Here is a 16,221-nt window from a genome sequence, read left to right on the forward strand (position 1 = left end):
GCACGGCGTGGGGTGCTGGGCGGGTGGACGACCCCGGGGCCCGGGGCGCGGTTCTTCCTCCTACAACCCCCGGGGGGTGCGACGCGAAGGTGCTCGCGGCCTTGACCACGCGCGACCTGAGACAGCGGGACACCCTCTGGCTGGGGTCGGGGGCTCCGGGCGGGTGGACAACCCCCGGGGGCGGGGCGGGGCAGGTACGCGCGGCCTTCACCCCCGTGTGTCTGGGGAGGGAGGTACGCCCTACCGAAACCCGCTGGGGTCGGGGTGGCGATCAACGCCCACGGGCTGTGTCCAGGGCCCAGAGACAGCGCACGTTTCACCCCCTACGGCGTTGGGAGGGCATGGGTGTGCTCTACGTACGGGCCGCTTGTCGCGCCCACCAGCCTTTGCAGGGGGCATTCCTCCCGCCCCAGGCGGCTGAGCTGGGATCGCCTCGCTCGACCCAGCCCCGGATGACACCCCCACCACCACGGACGTGCGCCCAACGCACAGCATGGGAGGTCTGCCGTCCGCCGACTGCGCCGGGGCCAGGTCCACGCTCCGCTGGCCGCCCTTCCCAAGCGGCTGAGCTTTCGGAGAACTCCGGTCGAGCTCTCACCCCCACAACCTGAGCGGGGAGCAACGCTCTACGGCTGTGGCCGGGCGCCCCGATCGGGTGGAAAACCACGTGGTGGAGGCCACGGTCCGCCGACCGGTAGTGGCCGGGTGGCCCGGTGCGGAGAACAACCACCACGGCGCATGCCCCGGTCACCTCGACGGCTGGGGCCGGTCGCCCCTGTTCAGAGAACAACCACCACGGCGCACACCCCGGCACCTCGACGACTGCGACCAAGAGCCCCGGTCGGGCCGGAAGGTATGTGGCGAGGTCGCGGCCAGCCGACCGGCTGGGGCCGGGCACCCCGGTCATTTCAACGACCATGACCCAGCGCCCCGGTCGGGTGAGGAACCACACCGCCCCCCCTGTGGCCGGGGTCTGCGGCGGGCCGTCCGCGGTCCGGTCCGGTGTCGTGGCAGGTGGCGGGCCCCCGCGCCGCGGCCCGTGCCGGATCACTCCCGTTCCACCTGGGGTGACAGGACAAAGAAACACGCCCGACACCGTCGCCCAACGCCCGGGTAACACCCCGGCGGTTGCCTGAAACGCAACCGCACCGGGAGGGACCCCATGGAAGAACTCGTCGTCATCGGCAACGGCATGGTCGGGCACCGGCTGGTCGAGGCCCTGCGCGACCGCGGCGGGGACGGGCGCTGGCGGGTGACCGTCGTGGGGGAGGAGCCCCGCTCCGCCTACGACCGGGTCGCCCTGTCCTCGTACTTCGACGGCGCCACCGCCCAGGACCTCTCCCTGGGCGACCTGGCCGGGCCCGGGGTGCGGGTCCGGGTGGGCGAGCGGGCCACCTCCCTGGACCGCGGCGCCCGCACCGTCACCACCACCGGCGGCACCCTCTCCTACGACCGGCTGGTCCTGGCCACCGGCTCCGCCCCCTTCGTGCCGCCCGTGCCCGGCCACGACCTGCCCGGCTGCCACGTCTACCGCACCATCGAGGACCTGGACGCCATCACCGCGGCGGCCCGGGCCGGAGCGCGCACCGGGGTCGTCGTCGGCGGCGGGCTGCTGGGCCTGGAGGCCGCCAACGCGCTGCGCCTGCTCGGGCTCCGCGCGCACGTCGTGGAACTCGCGCCGCACCTGATGCCCGCCCAGGTCGACGAGGGCGGCGGCGCCCTGCTGGCCGGGCTCGTGCGCGACCTGGGCGTGCAGGTGCACACCGGGGCCGCCTCCACCGCCGTCGAGGCCGGGCCCGACGGCCGCGCCGCCCGGCTGCGCCTGGCCGACGGCACCCACCTGGACACCGACCTGGTGGTCTTCTCCGTGGGCATCCGCCCCCGCGACGAACTCGCCCGCGCGGCCGGGATCGCCGTGGGCGAGCGCGGCGGCGTCGTCGTCGACGACACCTGCACCACCTCCGACCCCCGTATCCACGCCGTCGGCGAGGTCGCCTGCCACCGCGGCACCGTCTACGGGCTCATCGCCCCCGGCAACGCCATGGCCGAGGTGCTGGCCGACCGCCTCCTGGGCGGGCGGGCGACCTTCACCGGCGCCGACACCTCCACCAAGCTCAAACTCCTGGGCGTGGACGTGGCCAGCTTCGGCGACGCCCACGGGCGCACCCCCCGCTGCCTGGACGTGGTCGTCAACGACGCCGCCACCGGCCGCTACGCCAAACTCGTGCTCTCCGACGACGCCTCCACCCTGCTGGGCGGCGTGCTGGTCGGCGACGCCGCCGCCTACGCCTCGCTGCGCCCCCTGGTGGGCTCCCCGATCCCGGGCCACCCGCTCGCGCTCATCGCCCCCCAGGGAGAGCCCGTCGGCGCCGACGCCCTGCCCGACACCGCCCAGGTGTGCTCGTGCAACGCCGTCACCAAGGGCGACCTGGTCCGGGCCATCGGCGAGGGCTGCCACGACGTGCCCGCGCTGAAGGCCTGCACCCGGGCCGGCACCAGCTGCGGGTCGTGCGTGCCCGTCCTCAAGCGGCTCCTGGACAAGGAGGGCATCGCCCAGTCCAAGGCCCTGTGCGAGCACTTCACCCACTCCCGGGCCGAACTTCTGGAGATCGTCCGCGCCACCGGCACCACCACGTTCTCCGCCCTCATCGACGCGCACGGCACCGGCACCGGCTGCGACCTGTGCAAGCCCGCGGTCGCCTCCATCCTGGCCTCCCTGGGCAACGGCCACATCCTGGAGGGCGAGCAGGCCACCCTCCAGGACACCAACGACCGCCACCTGGCCAACATGCAGCGCAACGGCACCTACTCCGTCGTCCCGCGCATCCCCGGCGGCGAGATCACCCCCGACCGGCTCATCGTCATCGGCGAGGTCGCCCGCGACTTCGGCCTCTACACCAAGATCACCGGCGGCCAGCGCATCGACCTGTTCGGCGCCCGCCTGGAGCAGCTGCCCGCCATCTGGACCCGCCTGGTCGAGGCCGGGTTCGAGTCCGGGCACGCCTACGGCAAGTCCCTGCGCACCGTCAAGTCGTGCGTGGGCACCACCTGGTGCCGCTACGGCGTCCAGGACTCGGTGGGGCTGGCCATCCGCCTGGAGGAGCGCTACCGCGGCCTGCGCTCGCCCCACAAGCTCAAGTCCGCGGTCTCGGGCTGCGCCCGCGAGTGCGCCGAGGCCCGCAGCAAGGACTTCGGCATCATCGCCACCGACCACGGCTGGAACCTCTACGTCGGCGGCAACGGCGGCTTCACCCCCCGCCACGCCGACCTGCTGGCCTCGGACCTGGACGAGGCCGCCCTCATCCGCTGCATCGACCGCTTCCTCATGTTCTACATCCGCACCGCCGACCGCCTCCAGCGCACCGCCGCCTGGATCGAGGCCATGGACGGCGGGCTGGACCACCTGCGCGAGGTCGTCGTGGAGGACTCCCTGGGCATCGCCGCCGACCTGGAGGCCGCCATGGACCGCCACGTCGCCACCTACACCGACGAGTGGGCGGCCGTCCTGGCCGACCCCGACAAGCTCGCCCGCTTCCAGTCCTTCGCCAACGCCCCCGACACCCCCGACCCCACCATCGCCTTCACCACCACCCGCGACCAGCCCGTCCCCGTCGGACTGGGCATGCCGTCCCTGCGCACCCGGGAGGACGCACGATGACCGCCTACGCCACCGAGGCACCCACCGCCTGGACCGCCGCCTGCCCCAGCGCCCGCCTGCGCCCCGACGACGGGGTCGCCGTGCTGCTGCCCGGGGGCCGCCAGGCCGCCCTGTTCCGCACCCGCACCGGGCTGTACGCCGTCGACAACATCGACCCCTTCACCGGGGCGGCCGTGCTCTCCCGCGGCATCGTCGGCGACCGCGCCGGCGAGCCCACCGTCGCCTCGCCCCTGCTCAAGAACGTCTTCTCGCTGCGCACCGGGCTCAGCCTGGACGACCCCGCGGTGCGCCTGGACACCTGGCCCGTCCACGACGACGGCACCACCGTGCGCATCGGCACCGAGGGGACGCCGTGACCGCGGCACCGGCCGCGGCCCCGCCCACCACCGCGCCGCTGGCCGGGTTCACCGTCGCCGTCACCGCGGCGCGCCGCGCCGACGAGCTCTCCGCCCTGCTGCGCCGCAAGGGCGCCCAGGTCATCGCCGCGCCCGCCCTGCGCATCGTCCCCCTGAGCGACGACCAGCGCCTGGCCGCGGTCTCCGACGACCTCGTCCGCCGCCCCGCCGACGTCGTCGTCGCCACCACCGGCATCGGCTTCCGCGGCTGGGTGGAGGCCTGCGAGACCTGGGGCACCGTCGACGGGCTCCTGGACTCCCTGCGCTCCTCCCGCCTGCTGGCCCGCGGCCCCAAGGCCCGGGGAGCCATCCGCGCCGCCGGGCTCACCGAGGAGTGGTCCCCGCCCTCGGAGTCCTCCGCCGAGGTCCTGGACCACCTCCTGGCCCGCGGCGTCCAGGGGCTGCGGGTGGCCGTCCAGCTGCACGGGGAGCCGCTGCCCGACTTCACCGCCGCCCTGCGCCTGGCCGGGGCCGAGGTCGTGGAGATCCCCGTCTACCGGTGGACCCAGCCCGAGCAGACCGCACCCCTGGACCGGCTCATCGACGCCCTGACCTGCGGGGGAGTGGACGCCGTCACCTTCACCAGCGCCCCGGCCGCCGCCGGGCTGCTCGCCCGCGCCGGCGCCACCGGCCGCACCGACGCCCTCGTGCGCGCCCTGCGCTCGGACGTGCTGTGCATGTGCGTGGGGCCGGTGACCGCCCGCCCCCTCATGGCCCACGACATCCCCACCACCTGGCCCGAGCGCGCCCGCATCGGCTCCCAGGTGCGCGCCCTGGCCCAGGAGCTGCCCGCCCGCTTCCCCGCCCTGTCGGTGGCCGGGCACCGGCTGCGCCTGCGCGGCCACGCCGTCCTGGTCGACGGCACCGTCCACACCCTCTCGCCCACCCTCATGCGGCTCGTGCGCGCCCTGGCCCGCCGGCCCGGCCAGGTCCTGGACCGCGCCCGCCTGCTCACCTGCCTGGGGGAGGACGCCGACGCCCACGCCGTGGAGACCGCCGTGGCGCGCCTGCGCACCGCCCTGGGCGACCCCGCCCTCATCCAGACGGTCGTCAAACGCGGCTACCGGCTGGCCCTGGACACCCCCGGGTGCGGGTGAGGCCCGTGCAGCGCCGCCCCGCCCTGCTGCTGGCCGTGCACGGCACCCGCGACCCCCGCGGCACCGCCGTCGCCCACTCCCTGGCCCTGCGCACGGCCGAACTCGTCCGGGTCCCCACCCTGCTGGCCTTCGCCGACGTGCGCGAACCCTCCGTGGGGCGGGTCGCCGCCGCCCACCCCGGCCCCCTGGTGGTCGTCCCCGCGTTCCTGGCCGCCGGCTACCACGTGCGCACCGACATCCCCGACGCCCTCGTCCGGGCCGGGCGCACCGACGCCGTCCTGACCCCCGCCCTGGGCGGCCACCCGGCCGTGCGCGACACCGCGGTGCGGCGCCTGCGCCGGGCCGGGTACCGGCCCGGCGACGCCGTCGTCCTGGGCTGCGCCGGCACCTCCGACCCCCGCGCCCTGGCAGACCTGCACCGCGCCGCCGACGCCCTGGCCGCCCGCCTGGACACCCCCGTCCACCCGGCGTTCGCGTCCACGTGCGGGCCCTCGGTGGCCGACCGCGTCGCCGAGCTGCGCGCCGCGGGCCACCGCCGGGTCGCGGTGGCGTCCTGGCTGCTGGCCCCGGGACTGTTCCAGCGGCGCCTGGCCGCGTCCGGGGCCGACGTGGTCGCCGACCCGCTGTGCCCGGACCCGGCCCCGGCCCGCGCCGTGGCCGCCCGCTACCGGGAGGCCGCCGTGCCGCTCCCGGTGTGAGGGCGTGGCCGGTTGCGGCAACGGGGTGCACGCCCGCCCCCCGGCGGGGAAGACACTCCGGTGGACCCGCCCCCGTCCACGAGAGGCCCGCCATGCCCGCCCCCGCACCGCCGCCCGCCGACGACCTGCGCGACCCCTCCTGGGACCGCGCCCTGGGAGTCCTCACCGGCGCCACAGCCGCGACCGCCCTGGTCGGCGCCGACGCCTCCCTGGCCGCCCGGTTCCTGGACCCGGCCCCCTCGCCGCCCGCCCGCCTGGCCGCTCTGGCGGGCGCCGCCCTGGACCACCGCCCGCCACCCGGCGGGGACCCCCTGGACCGCGCCTGGGTCGGGGCCGTGCGCACCCTGGTGCGCACCGGCGCCCCGCCCGAGCGCTCCCCGGACCTGGAGCACGCGCCCGCCGACGACCCCCGCGGGGTCTCCTGGCGGGCCCTGACCCGCACCCCCGTGCCCCGCCACGCGCCCGACCGCGGCGCGTTCGCCTGCGCCCACCTCGTCGACGCCGTCTGGACCTCCTACACCTCCGCGGGGGACCTGGCCGCCATGTACACGGGCGCGCTGGCCGGCGCCCGCTGGGGCCTGTCCGCCGTCCCCCTGCAGGCCCAGCGCGCCATGGCCGGGACCGCCGACCCCCACGCCCTGCTCGCCGCGACCTTCGCCCTGGTCCGCGGCCACCGCCCCGACCGGTGGCCGCACGCCACGGTGCTCGCCGACGAGCCCCGCCGCCTGCCGCCCTTCGCCGTCCCCCACCCGCTGGACCCCGACGTCCTGCTCGGCAACATCGACCACCTGCGCGCCCGCCCCGAGACCTTCGACGCCGCGGTGTCGCTGTGCCGCACCCACCCCACCGACGCCCCCGGCCTGCCCCGGGCCGACTGGGTGCGGGTCTGGCTGCACGACGACCCCGGCCGCAACCCCAACCTCCACTTCGCCCTGGACGAGGCCGCCGCCGCGGTCGCCGCCCTGCGCGCCGAGGGCAAGCGCGTCCTGCTGCACTGCTGGGCCGGGGCCTCGCGCACCCCCGCCGTGGCCGCCCGCTACGCCGCCGCCGGGCTGGGCGCCCCGGTCCTGCCCTCCCTGACCCTGCTCATCCGCACCGTGGGCGGCCACCTGGACAACCCCTCGCTGGCCCGCGCCGTCGCCCGGCTCAGCGGCCAGGACCTCGCCGACCCGGCCGCCGCCCTGTTCCCCGGCGGCACCCCGCCCCGCCGCGCCGACCTGCCCGACCCCCGCATCACCGGCTGACCCGGGACCGTCCGCCACCGCGCGGTGAGAAGTTCCACAAACCGTCGCTTTCCGGTACCGTTACCCCCGCGTTACCCCTTATGCTCTGCGCTCAGACCCCGCGCGAGACCGCACGGCGGTCCCTCCGGCCCCGCGACCGGGCCCCGGTACGGCCCGGCACCCGACGGGACCGCGCACCCGGCACCCACCCCCCGCCCTCCCGCTCGCAGGGCGGTGCCGCGCGCGGGCCGACCCGCGGCCCGCACAGCCCTGTTCCCGTTCAAAGGACTCCGACGTGGGCGAACACCAGCCCCAGACCGAACCTGACGACGAGGGGGCCACCTTCGTCGACACCACCCCCGGGCCCGCGCCCGTGGGACCGCGGGTCGCCGCCAAGCGCGCCCGGCGCAAGCGCACCCTCCTCATCGCCGGCGCCGCGGGCCTGGCCCTGATCGTGGGCGGCACCGCCACCGCCGCCGTCGTGGCCACCGGGGGCGACCCCGGGTCGGCCACCAGCGCCACCGTTGTCCCCGAGGCCGACGCCGACCCCCTCGTCCCCGCCCAGGGCCAGGGCGACCCGGACGAGGGCGCCGCCCAGGGAGCCGAGGACGCCGTCGCCGGGGCCACCCAGACCACCAGCGCCGACGCCTCCGACATCGAGGAGGCGCCCGAGCCCGAACCCGAGGAGGAGGCCTCCACCGCAGGCGGCTCGGACGGCGGAGGCGGCGGGGAGCCCACCGGCGAGGGGGGCACCTGCGAGGCGTCCTTCTACGGGGCCGACTTCGCCGGACGCACCACCGCCAACGGCGAGACCTTCGACCCCTCCGCGATGACCGCCGCGCACAAGACCCTGCCCTTCGGCACCATGGTCCAGGTCACCAACCCCAACAACGGCCAGTCCGTGACCGTGCGCATCAACGACCGCGGACCCTTCATCGCCGGACGCTGCCTGGACCTGTCCACCGCCGCGTTCGACCAGATCATCGGCACCGGAGCCGGCGTCGGCCAGGTGCAGTGGCAGGTCGTCTCCTAGGCCCAGCGCACCCCCGCGGCGCCCCGTACCCCCGACCGGGGCGCGGGGCGCCCGGCGTTCCCGGCACTCCCGGCCGCGCGTGTGATGCCCCGCACGTCCCCACCCCGTGGCACAATCCCCGTCATTCGCACGATCACCACCGACACGCGAGGGAGCAGGGGCGTTGTTCCGCACCACCACCGGCTGGGTCGTCTCACCCACCGACCTCGTCGACACCCTCGAATGCGACCACCGCAGCGCCCTCAAGGCCGCCCTGGCCGCCCGGGTGGAGGGCGCACCCGCGCCCGAACCCGTCGACCCCCTCGTCGCCCACCACGGCCACCTGCACGAACAGGCCGAACTCGAACGCCTGACCGCCCTGTTCGGCCGCGTCGTCCACATCCCCGACCCCCACCCCGACGACGCGTCCCTGTCCGAGGCCGCCGCCGCCACCGCCCGCGCCATGGCCGAGGGCGCCCCCGTCATCTACCAGGGCTCCTTCCACCACCCCCTCACCCCCCGCGGGCGCGTCCCCGTCTCCTTCCACGGCCGCTCCGACTTCCTCATCCGCGCCGACCTGGACCCCGCCACCGGCGGCACCCGCCCCGACGCCGACCCCGACGAGCCCTGGACCTACGAACCCTGGGACACCAAGCTCGCCCGCCGCCCCGGCCCCGGCGCCGTCGTCCAGCTCGCCGCCTACGCCCAGGCCGTCGCCGTGGCCACCGGCCGCACCCCCCGCCGCATGCACCTGCTCACCGGCGACGGCCACACCCACAGCCTGGACACCACCGACTTCACCCCCATCCTGGGCACCGTCACCGACCGGCTGCTGGACTCCCTGGCCACCGACCCCGCCCTGCCCGCGCCCACCTGGGGCGCCCCCCGCCCCTCCTGCGACGGCTGCGGCTACTCCTCCTGGTGCTCCTCCGGGCGCACCGCCGCCCGCCACCTGTCCCTGGTCGCGGGCCTGCGCACCGACCAGGCCGCCAAGCTCATCGACGCCGGCATCCACACCATCGACGACCTGGCCCGCGCCGACGACGCGGCCCGCCCGGCCTCCCTGCCCCGCCGCTCCTTCGAACAGCTGCGCGCCCAGGCATCCCTCCAGGTCCGCCAGGACACCACCCGCACCCCCGACAACCCCCAGGGCACCGTCACCGCCGAGGTCTTCGCCCCCGACGGCCTGGCCTCCCTGCCCGCCCCGGCCGCCGGCGACGTCTTCTTCGACATGGAGGGCTACCCCTACCACTCGCGCGAGGGCGGACGCGGCCTGGAGTACCTCTTCGGCGCCACCACCGAGGACGAGAACGGCACCGAGACCTTCCACACCTACTGGGCCCACGACCGCATCCAGGAGAAGAAGGCCCTGGAGGACTTCGTCGACTTCGCCTGCGCCCGCATCGAGGCCGACCCCGACGCGCACATCTACCACTACGCCTCCTACGAGGTCGACCGCCTCAAGCACCTCAGCTCCGAGTTCGCCACCCGCGAGGAGGAGGTCAACCGCCTCCTGCGCGAGCACCGCCTCGTCGACCTCTACACCGTGGTCCGCAAGAGCCTGCGCGTGTCCCAGCGCTCCTACTCCATCAAGTACCTGGAGCCCCTCTACCTGCCCGACGCCCGCTCCGGCGGCGTCACCACCGCCACCTCCAGCATCGACGCCTACGCCGCCTACCTCGCCGCCGGCGAGGCGGGGGACGGCGACCGCGCCGCCCAGGTCCTGGCCGACATCGCCGCCTACAACCGCGACGACTGCCACTCCACCGCCCGCCTGCGCGACTGGCTGGAGGAGCACCGCACCCTCCAGGGCATCACCGACCGCCCCCTGGTCCAGCTCGAACTCACCGAGGACGAGGCCGAGCGCGCCCGCAAGCGCGCCGAGCGCCTGGCCCGCCAGGCCGCCCTCACCGAACCCCTCCTGTCCCAGGTACCCGAGGACCCGGCCGAACGCACCGAGGAGGACGCCGCCCGCGCCTCCCTGGCCGCCCTGGTCGGCTACTACCAGCGCGAGAACCTCCCGCCCTGGCGCGAGCACTACCGCCGCACCAACGCCCCCCTGACCGACCTGGAGACCGACACCGACTGCGCCGTCCCCTGGCAGGTCCGGGCGGGGGAGTGGATCGAGCCCACCGGGCGCCAGCGCAAGGCGCGCCGCGAGATCCTCATGCGCCTGGACACCTCCCACCCCCACCCCTTCACCGCAGGCCAGGACATCCACCTGCTCTACCCCGGCGCCCCCGGGCAGCCCGCCCTGGCCGCCACCGCCTCGGTCACCGAGGCCCGCCCCGACAGCCTCACCATCGTCGAGACCTGCGACGCCGACGCCCTGCACTTTCGCAACCCCGTCGCCGTCCTGCCCGGCTCCCCGGTCAACCCCGCCCCCAAGGACGGCGCCCTGGAGATCGTCGCCGGCAGCGCCCTGGAGGACCTGCCCGAGTGGCCCCGCCACGCCGGACTGGACCTGCTGCGCCGCATCCCCCCGCGGCTGTCCCCCGCCGGCCCCCTGCCCGACCCCGCCGGGCACGGAGGCGACCTCATCGCGGCGACCGTCGCCGCCGTCGACCGCCTGGACCACTCCTACCTCGCCGTCCAGGGCCCGCCCGGCGCCGGCAAGACCTACCTGGCCGGGCGCCTGATCACCCACCTGGCCCGCCAGGGCAAGAGCGTGGGCGTGTGCTCCACCAGCCACAAGGCCGTGGAGAACGTCATGGCCGCCGCGCTGCGCGCCGCCGAGGAGGCGGGCGTGGACCTGCCGGCCGCCAAGCGCGCCAAGTCCAAGAAGGACGCCGACCCCGACCTGCCCTGGGACCAGCCCACCAGCCCCCAGGCCCTGGCCGGGTGGCGCACCGAGCACACCGCCCAGGGCCGCCCCGTCCTCATCGGCGGCACCGCCTGGGCCATGGCCAACGCCTCCATGGTCGCCGACCCCCTGGACGTCCTCATCATCGACGAGGCCGGGCAGTTCGCCCTGGCCGACACCCTGGCGGTGTCCGCCTCCGCCCGCGACCTGGTCCTGCTGGGCGACCCCCAGCAGCTGCCCCAGGTCGTCCAGGGCACCCACGGCGAGGGCGCCGACGCCTCCGCCCTCCAGCACCTCATGGGCGGCCGCCAGATCATCGACCCCGCCCGCGGCTACTTCCTGGACCAGACCCGCCGCATGCACCCCGCCGTGTGCGCCCCCGTCTCGGACCTGTCCTACCAGGGCCGCCTGCACGCCCACCCCACCACCGCCCGGCGCGGCCTGGCCGTACGCGAGCCCGGCCTGTACTCCCGCGTCGTGGAGCACCGGGGCCGCACCACCCACAGCCCCGAGGAGGTCGAGGCCGTCGTGGCCACGGCCCTGGCGCTGGTCGCCGACAAGGTCACCACCGACCCGGGCGCCCCGCCCCGGCCGCTGACCGGCCACGACATCCTCGTCGTGGCCCCCTACAACCTCCAGGTGCGGGCCCTGCGCCGCGCCCTGGCCCGCGCCGCCGAGGCCGACCCCGCCCTGGAGGGCGTGCGCGTGGGCACCGTCGACCGCTTCCAGGGCCAGGAGGCCCCGGCCGTCATCTGCTCCATGACCACCTCCGACGCCGCCGAGACCAGCCGCGGCACCGCGTTCGTCCTGGACCGCAACCGCCTCAACGTGGCCCTGTCCCGGGCCCAGCTGATCGCCGTGCTGGTCCACTCCCCGCACCTGGCGACCACCGCCCCGCGCAGCATCGAGGAGCTGCGCCTGCTGGCCTCCTTCACCCGCCTGTCCGGCGCCGCCCGCCCCTGGCCCGACCTCCGGTGACGACACGCCCGCACCGGTTTCGGGCACCCGCCGGGTGGAGTACGTTTTACAGGCACGCCCCCTGCCACGGCCGCTCCGCGCACCCTCGCGGGGCCGTGCGCCGTGCGTGCGCGACGGCCCACCCCGCCCCGTTCCCGAAAGGCACCCCGGCCCCCGTGTCCGACAGTCCCTCCGCCTCCGGCGGTGGCCGCAACACCCGCCACCCCACCGGAATCCGCGTCGTCGTCCTCGTCCTGGCCCTGATGGCCCTCGTCCTGGGACCCGCCGGGTACCTCATGGGCACCAACGCGCAGTCCCACGCCGGATCGGCCGCGGAGTGGTTCACCCTCTCCTTCGGCGCGTTCGTGGGCATCCCCCTGCTGGCCGCCGCCGTGGCCACCGTCGCCGGGGACCGCAGGGCCGCACTGGGATCGCTGGTGCTGCTGGCCTGGCCGCTGGTGTTCGTGTCCCTGATCCACTTCACCCCCCTGGGCGGGTAGGCTCCCGGGCGTGTCACCCAAGAAACGCAGGCAGCGCAGACGGGGCCGGGAGAGCGGCCGCGGACCCGCCCCCGAGCACGCGGGCCGGGCGGGCGCCCCGCCCGGCCCGGACCCCGGAGCGGGCGCCCCGGGCAGGGTCTCGCGCACCCCCGTGGTCGTGCACGACCCGCCCGACCGGCGCGTCACCGCCCTGTGGGTGGTCCTGGGCCTGCTCTGGGGCCTGGGCTCGCCGCTGGCGCTGGCCGTGCTGCTGTTCACCACCCTGGACGCCGCCGCCGTCGACCCGGGCGACCCCCGGGGGGCCGCCCGCGCGGTGGACGCCATCGGCACCTCGCTGATCTGGCTGCTGGTCCTGGCCCTGGCCGTGCCCGCGCTGTCCGCGGTCGCCGCCGTGGTCCTGCGCCGCAAGATCGCCGCCATCGGCTTCACCGCCGCCCTGGCCGTCTCGGCCGCCCTGGTGTTCTGGGCGATGCCCCCGGCCGAGCTGTGGGACGCCCTGCGCGCCCACCTGACAGGCTGACCCCCGAGGAGGAGGAGCCCGTGGACGCCCCCGACCGCGCCGTGGCCCTGCCCGAGGCCGTGCGCACCCGCCTGGCCGCGGTCACCCACAGCGTCCTGGTCGACGCCCGCGCCCTGGAGCGGGTCCGCGACCGCTTCGACGACGACCAGGCCCGCGCCCTGGGCCGGTTCCTGGCCAACGCCCAGTCGCCCAACACCCTGCGCGCCTACCGCACCGACTGGAGCGCCTTCACCGCCTGGTGCCTGGCCGAGGGGCGCACCTCGCTGCCGGCCGACCCGGTCGACGTCGCCGTCTACCTGGCCGCCTGCGCCGAGGCCCGCACCCCCGACGGGCGCCTGGCGCTGGCCCCGGCCAGCATCGAGCGCCGGGCCGCGGCCGTGGCCGCCGTCCACGGCGCCCACGGGCTGGAGTCGCCCACCCGCGCCGAGGTGGTGCGCCTGACCCTGCGCGGCATCCGCCGCACTCGCCGGGCCCGCCCCCGCCGCAAGGACCCGGTGGTGCTGGCGACCCTGGAGGCGCTGCTGGCCCGGCGCCCCGGACCCGGGCACCCCGGCGGCGCCACCCGCCGCCGCGACACGGTGCTGCTGCTGACCGGGTTCGCGGGGGCGCTGCGCCGCTCGGAGCTGGCCGGGATCACCTTCGACGACATCACGGTGCGCACCGACCCCGCGGGCGGGGCCACCACCCTGCTGGTGGCGCTGGGCGCCACCAAGACCGACCAGGAGGGGCGGCGCGGCCACGTCGTGGCGCTGCCCCGGGGCCGCCACCGCCACACCTGCCCGGTGTGCGCGCTGGCCGACTGGGCGCAGCTGCGCACCGCGCACCTGGAGGGCGGCGCCGGGGCGGTGCGCGCCCTGCTGGCCGGGGCCGCCGACGAACCGCCCGCCGCCGCCCACCGCTGCGGGGCGCTGTCCCAGGCCGACCTGGCTCCGCTGGCCGACGGCTCCGGCCGCCCGCTGCTGGTCCCCGTCTCGCGCCACGGCGCCCTGGGCGCCAAGGCGATGACCGGGCAGTCGGTGGGGGAGGTCGTCAAGAAGTACGCCGCCCGCGCGGGGCTGGACCCCGACGCGTTCGGCGGGCACTCGCTGCGCGCCGGGTTCGCCACCCAGGCGGCGCTGGGCGGTGCCGCCGACCGTGAGATCATGCGGCAGGGGCGGTGGACCAACCCGCGCACGGTGCACGACTACATCCGCAGCGCGGACCCGTTGGACGACAACGCCGTCACCCGTCTGGGGCTGTGAGGCGCCGCCGTGCGCACGCCCCGTCTCGAATCGTCAACAAACCCGCCACTGAGCACGGAAAACTCCACTTACCGTGCGATCCTTCACTCGCGACACATTAGGTTGGTTGCGGGAGAAAGGGGACGGACCCATGGTCGATGAATTCCGCGCGGCGTTCCAGCAGCTGATCGACGCGTCGGTGTCCGCCGACCCCCGTCAGTTCCCGCCCGCGGTCCACCAGGTCCTGGTCCTGGCCGACCACATCCCCGTCTCCGAGCGCGAACTCGCCCTGGAGGCCCTGGCCCCCCTGCTCACCGGCGACCACGCCGCCCCCGGCATCACCGCCGACCTGTGCGTGGTGGCCGGAGCCCTGGTCGAGATGGGCACCGACCCCGGACCCGCCGGCCACGAGGTCCTGCGCCGCCTGCGCGCCATCGGCCGCGGCGCCATCGTCTTCGCCCGCGCCTGGCAGCGCACCGGCGGCGGCGAGCCCCCCGAGCCCGACTCCGTCACCGCCGCCGACGAGAACCGCGTCGCCACCGACCTGGGCGCCGACGCCCCCGGCGCCACCATGTGCTGGTGGACCGTGGGCCGCCACTCCGTGGCCGCCAAGACCATGCTCGCGCGCTCCACCGTCCGCTCCCACGTGCGCCGCGACCCCACCCTGCACGCCGAACTCGTCGCCGTGGCCAACCAGCTCGGCGACCACCTGCCCGACCTCCAGCAGGTCCGCGCCCTGCTGCGCATGGCCGAGGCCGGCTCGGCCCTGGTCCTGGACCGCGCCTCCGGCCGCGGCTTCCGCGTCCTGTTCGACGGCATCGGCGACAACTTCCAGCTCCACACCCTGCTCGCCGACGCCCTGGTGGGCCCCGGGGGCCGGGGCCTGGCCGGGGAACCCCCGGACCCGCGCTGGGTGCGCGCCTTCCGCGACCACGACCCCGACCCGGCCGCCCGCACCGTGCGCGGCTGGTGGAACCTGGTCGCCCACGACGGCACCTGGGTGTGGAACGAGGGCGTGCCCGCCGAGATCCCCACCCTGGACGGCGAACACGTCCTGGTCCTGGACGAGCAGCCCTACCCCCGCTCCTGGAACGCCCGCCGCCGCCACCCGGAGGTCGCCGGCTGGCTGGAGGTGGAGGACGAGCTGTCCCCGCAGGAGGTCGACCTGTGGTGGAAGCGGGTGGCCCCGGCCGAGCCGGCCATCCCCGACCCCACCGACGACTCCACCCCCATCCCCGAGCCGGTCCTGGCCCAGGACGGCGCCGGCGCCGAGCGCGTCCGCGGCTTCCTGCCCCCCGAACCCGACCCGGTGCCCGACCCGCGCGCGCGGCGGCCCGAACCGGAACGGGCGCCCGCCCCGCCGCCCCCCGCACCGGAGCCGGAGCCCCGCCCCGAACCGCCCCGTCCGGCCCCCGGGCCCCCGCCCGCGGCCGACCCGCCCGCCGGCACCGGCCTGCCGCCGCTGCCCCCCGGGGTCTCCAACAGCTCGGCCTGGGGCCCCACCTGGCGCTGAGGCCGTACACGCCGCGGGCCCGCACCCCTCGCAGGAGAGGGGGTGCGGGCCCGCCGCCGTGCGGGGCCTTCAGGCGCGGTGGCGCGGCACGTGCTGGGCCGCGGGCTCCGAGCGCGCCCCGGACCCGGGGGCCTCGTCGTGCAGGCCCTCGAAGTACTCCTCCTCGGTCACCTCGTGCTCGTCGCGGCGCCGCCACCGCCCGCCCACGAACACCGTGGCCGCCAGCACCACCGCCAGCGGCACGAACACGCCCAGCGGCAGCAGGTCCAGCGCGCCGTCCAGGCCCGGCACGTCCGGCAGCCGCTGGAGCAGGTGGCCGCGCAGCAGCGCCACCCCGGTCGCCGAGCCCAGCACCAGGGCCACCGACAGCGGCAGCATCGGGGTCAGCCGCGGGGGGACCGCCAGCAGGGCCACCATGATCCCCACCCCCACCAGGCCGGCCAGGACCAGCGGGCCGGACCCCTCCAGCACACCGCGCTCCACGGCGTGCAGGGCGCGCAGGTGGGAGAAGGCCCAACCACAGGCCAGCACCAGGACGGGGGCAAGGACCAGACCGGACAGGAAGCCGACGACATGTCGCACGGGGGTGCTCCTCTCAGAGGTTGCGCGACACCTTAGCGACAAA

12 protein-coding genes are annotated in these 16,221 nt (G+C 76.6%); 11 read left to right on the forward strand and 1 reads right to left on the reverse strand.

Annotated features, from left to right (window positions below):
- Window positions 1–1,162 precede the first annotated feature (1,162 nt).
- The 11 genes from nirB (at window position 1,163) to BUE45_RS00550 (ending at window position 15,596) form a co-directional block, all read left to right on the forward strand.
- Window positions 1,163–3,658 carry a nitrite reductase large subunit NirB gene (gene nirB, locus BUE45_RS00500; protein ID WP_073373784.1) on the forward strand — a complete coding sequence of 832 codons (2,496 nt, stop codon included), beginning with the start codon at window positions 1,163–1,165 and terminating at the stop codon, window positions 3,656–3,658.
- The gene (gene nirD, locus BUE45_RS00505) at window positions 3,655–4,014 is read left to right on the forward strand and encodes a nitrite reductase small subunit NirD (protein ID WP_073373786.1); all 360 of its coding nucleotides are present in this window, start codon (window positions 3,655–3,657) and stop codon (window positions 4,012–4,014) included. Before nirB ends, nirD begins: the two co-directional genes overlap by 4 nt.
- A complete protein-coding gene (locus BUE45_RS00510) occupies window positions 4,011–5,150 on the forward strand; it encodes a uroporphyrinogen-III synthase (protein ID WP_073373788.1) in 1,140 nt (379 codons plus the stop codon). The genes nirD and BUE45_RS00510 overlap by 4 nt, the downstream gene beginning before the upstream one ends.
- 5 nt (window positions 5,151–5,155) lie before the next feature.
- Window positions 5,156–5,848, forward strand: a complete 693-nt coding sequence (locus BUE45_RS00515; RefSeq protein WP_073375178.1) for a sirohydrochlorin chelatase — start codon at window positions 5,156–5,158, stop codon at window positions 5,846–5,848.
- Between the two features lie 92 nt (window positions 5,849–5,940).
- Entirely contained in the window at window positions 5,941–7,092 is a 1,152-nt protein-coding gene (locus BUE45_RS00520; RefSeq protein WP_073373790.1) for a dual specificity protein phosphatase family protein, read from the forward strand.
- A gap of 274 nt (window positions 7,093–7,366) precedes the next feature.
- Window positions 7,367–8,104, forward strand: a complete 738-nt coding sequence (locus tag BUE45_RS00525; RefSeq protein ID WP_073373792.1) for a septal ring lytic transglycosylase RlpA family protein — start codon at window positions 7,367–7,369, stop codon at window positions 8,102–8,104.
- Window positions 8,105–8,267: 163 nt separating this feature from the next.
- Complete coding sequence (locus BUE45_RS00530; RefSeq protein ID WP_073373795.1) at window positions 8,268–11,864, forward strand: TM0106 family RecB-like putative nuclease; 3,597 nt, start codon at window positions 8,268–8,270, stop codon at window positions 11,862–11,864.
- Between the two features lie 155 nt (window positions 11,865–12,019).
- Window positions 12,020–12,343, forward strand: a complete 324-nt coding sequence (locus BUE45_RS00535) for a hypothetical protein (RefSeq protein WP_073373797.1) — start codon at window positions 12,020–12,022, stop codon at window positions 12,341–12,343.
- Window positions 12,344–12,353: 10 nt separating this feature from the next.
- Window positions 12,354–12,863: a hypothetical protein gene (locus BUE45_RS00540; protein ID WP_073373799.1), complete on the forward strand. Its 510-nt coding sequence runs from the start codon at window positions 12,354–12,356 to the stop codon at window positions 12,861–12,863.
- 20 nt (window positions 12,864–12,883) lie between these two features.
- Entirely contained in the window at window positions 12,884–14,104 is a 1,221-nt protein-coding gene (locus tag BUE45_RS00545) for a site-specific integrase (protein ID WP_143173225.1), read from the forward strand.
- Between the two features lie 130 nt (window positions 14,105–14,234).
- A complete protein-coding gene (locus tag BUE45_RS00550; protein ID WP_073373801.1) occupies window positions 14,235–15,596 on the forward strand; it encodes a hypothetical protein in 1,362 nt (453 codons plus the stop codon).
- Window positions 15,597–15,665: 69 nt separating this feature from the next.
- On the opposite strand, the gene BUE45_RS00555 is transcribed toward BUE45_RS00550, so the two are convergent.
- Complete coding sequence (locus BUE45_RS00555; protein ID WP_073373803.1) at window positions 15,666–16,178, reverse strand: hypothetical protein; 513 nt, start codon at window positions 16,176–16,178, stop codon at window positions 15,666–15,668.
- Window positions 16,179–16,221: the final 43 nt, after the last annotated feature.

Source organism: Nocardiopsis flavescens (assembly GCF_900141985.1).
Classification (GTDB): domain Bacteria; phylum Actinomycetota; class Actinomycetes; order Streptosporangiales; family Streptosporangiaceae; genus Nocardiopsis; species Nocardiopsis flavescens.